The sequence below is a fragment of the Micropruina sp. genome, from assembly GCF_047607385.1.
Classification (GTDB): domain Bacteria; phylum Actinomycetota; class Actinomycetes; order Propionibacteriales; family Propionibacteriaceae; genus Micropruina.
The window spans coordinates 1-2,714 of record NZ_JASGDE010000110.1 but is presented as its reverse complement, the minus strand read 5'-3'; the positions used below and the strand labels follow the sequence as shown (position 1 = coordinate 2,714).

2 protein-coding genes are annotated in these 2,714 nt (G+C 70.5%); both read left to right on the top strand.

Annotated elements, in window-relative coordinates; genetic code table 11:
* Nucleotides 1–148: 148 nt before the first annotated feature.
* Nucleotides 149–634, top strand: coding sequence for a MarR family winged helix-turn-helix transcriptional regulator (locus tag QM582_RS09975; RefSeq protein WP_415084012.1), 486 nt, complete (start codon nt 149–151; stop codon nt 632–634).
* Nucleotides 631–2,714 (top strand): MFS transporter (locus QM582_RS09970; protein WP_415084010.1); only part of this gene is annotated, 2,084 nt, incomplete at its 3' end. The genes QM582_RS09975 and QM582_RS09970, both read left to right, overlap by 4 nt.

Below are 2,714 nucleotides of genomic sequence, written 5' to 3'. Positions count from 1 at the left end.
CTAACTATTTGGGGCTCGCTGAGTTCAGCGAGCCCCAAGTAGTTAGGCGAGCGCGGGGGGAGGGGCGGGGGTGGGGTCGGGCGAGCTTCAGAAAATCTGACAGCCGATTGATGGTCAAATTGCTTAACGATGTGCCTACGATGGCCCGGTGACCGATCGGGAACACCTGGAGCGGCTGCTGACCGAGCGGGTCCGCGAAGTCGGCTGGGCCTCGGAACGGGTCGGGCACGGCTTCGCCTCGCGGCAGGGCCTGCATCCCACCGACCTGCGAGCGCTGACCGCGATCTACGCCGCCGATCTCGCCGGCGCGCCGCTCACCGTCCGGCAGCTGGCCGCCGAACTCGACCTCACCCCGGCGGCCGTCACCTATGCGGTCGACCGGCTGGCCGCCGCGGGCCACGTCTGGCGCGAGCGCGGGGTCGCCGACCGGCGCACCGTCGTGCTGCGTTTCGGCAGCTACGGACGCCAGGTGGCCCGCGAATTCTTCACCCCGCTCGGGGCGCTGCACGCCGAGGCCCTGCGGGGGTTCAGCGATGCCGAACTGGACGCCTGCGTCCGGGTGCTGGCGGTGGTCACCGACGCCCTCGAAGGCTTCGACCGCGAGCTGCGCCGGACGACGCAGGACCGGCCATGAGCACCGGACGCCGGCTCGCGGCTCCCCGGCGCGGCTGGGCCCTCGGGCTGGGCCTGTACCTGCTCGGGATCTTCATGGGCGCCATCGATACCGGCATCGTCACACCGGCCCGGACGATCATCGCCGACGACCTCGGGGTGAACCAGCAACTCGGGATCTGGATGATCACCGTGTACACGCTGGCCTACGCCGCAGCCATCCCGGTGCTGGGCAAGGTGGCCGACCGGGTGGGTCGCAAACCGGTCTATCTGACCGCGATCGTGCTCTTCGGCGCCGGCTCGCTGCTGTGCGGGCTGGCCCAGGACGCCGGCAGCTTCTGGATGCTGATCGCCGCTCGGGTGATCCAGGCGATCGGTGGCGGCGGGATCCTGCCGATCGCCACCGCGGAGATCGGCACCGAGGTGCCCCCGGAACGGCGCGGCATGGCGTTGGGCCTGGTCGGGGCCGTCTTCGGGATCGCCAACCTGCTCGGCGCGTCCGCCGGCAGCCTGATCCTCGATCTGGCCGGCCCGCACAACTGGCAGTGGATCTTCTACGTGAACGTGCCGATCAGTGCGCTGATCGTGATCGCCGGCGTGCTGGTGCTGCCCAATCACCGCGAGGCGTCCGTCACCCCGCTGGACCTGCTGGGTATCGCGCTGCTGGTGGCGATGATCATGGCGCTGCTCTACGGGCTGACCAATCTGGACTTCTTCGACCTCGCCGGCTCACTGCAATCGGTGGAGGTCTACCCCTACCTGGCCGGCTTCGTGGTGCTGCTGCCGCTGTTCGTGCTGGCCGAGCGGCGCGCGGCCGACCCGGTGCTCAACCTGGGCTACTTCACCCACCGTCCGGTCGCCCTCACCCTGACGCTGTCGTTCCTCTCCGGGTTCGTGCTGATGGGGGTGGTGTTCGTTCCCCAGCTGGCCGAGAACGCCCTGGAACTGCCCAGCGGCAGCGGCGGCTACCTGGTCATCCTGCTCGGCCTGGCCTCCGGGGTGGGCGCCCCGCTGTCCGGACGGCTGACCGACGCCTGGGGCGCGAAACGCGTCCTGGCGTTGGGCGGCGGGATCTCGCTGGCCGCCGCGGTGAGTGCGGCGGCCTGGCTGATCCCGAATCCCGGCTATCCCAGCGTGATCGGCACGCTGGTGCTGATCGGCCTCGGCCTGGGCTTCGTGATCGGCTCGCCGCTGAACTATCTGATGCTGCAGCTGACCGAACCCCGACAGGCCAACTCCGCGCTGGGGACGATGTCGCTGGTCCGGTCGATCGGCACCACCGTGGCGCCGGCGATCATGGTCGGCTTCCTGGCCCACGCGGGCGCCGGCATGCAGGACCGGCTGACCGCCCAGTTGCCGTCCACGATCAAGGCGCCGGAACTGCCCTACGCCGCGTCCCTGCAGCGCGACTTCGCCCGCTGGAAGACCGACGACCGCTTCGCCAAGGCACTCAAAGGCGTCGAGTTCCCCGACCTGGCCGCCAAGAGCACGATCAACCTCGACCTCACCGGCGGCGGTGAACTGCCCGCCGACCTGGTCGAGCTGCTGCAGAACGCGGACGTCACCACCATCGTCCCGGTCACCGAAACCGTGGCCCGGCGGATGTTCGCCCAGCACACCCCCGCCGTGATCGCCGACATCACGTCCGGCGTGGAGACCGGGATCACGCAGCTCGGCACGGTGCGGCACACCCTGGCCAGCACCCGCGCCGACATGACCCGCAAGCTGCGCAGCATGACGACGGCGCTGGCGAAGATGCGCACGGCCCTGGTCCGGATGGACCGCTCGGTGCGGAAACTGGACGCCGCCGAGACCTCGATGACCGCCGGCATCAACCGTATGGGCCGGGCCGTCACCGGCCTGGACAAGGGCATCGCCGGGATCACCAAGGCCCGGGTCAAGCAGGCCAAGGCCATCGCCGGCATGACCAAGGGCTTGGCCGGGCTGAGCCGGGCGATCGCCGGCGTCCGCAAGGCCATCGCCGGCATCGACCGGGCGACGGCCGGGATCGACGCCGCGCTCGCCCAGCAACGCGCCGCGCTGGCCGCCCTGCAGGGCTCCGACGATCCGGCAGCACAGGCACAGATCGCCCAGCTCACCCG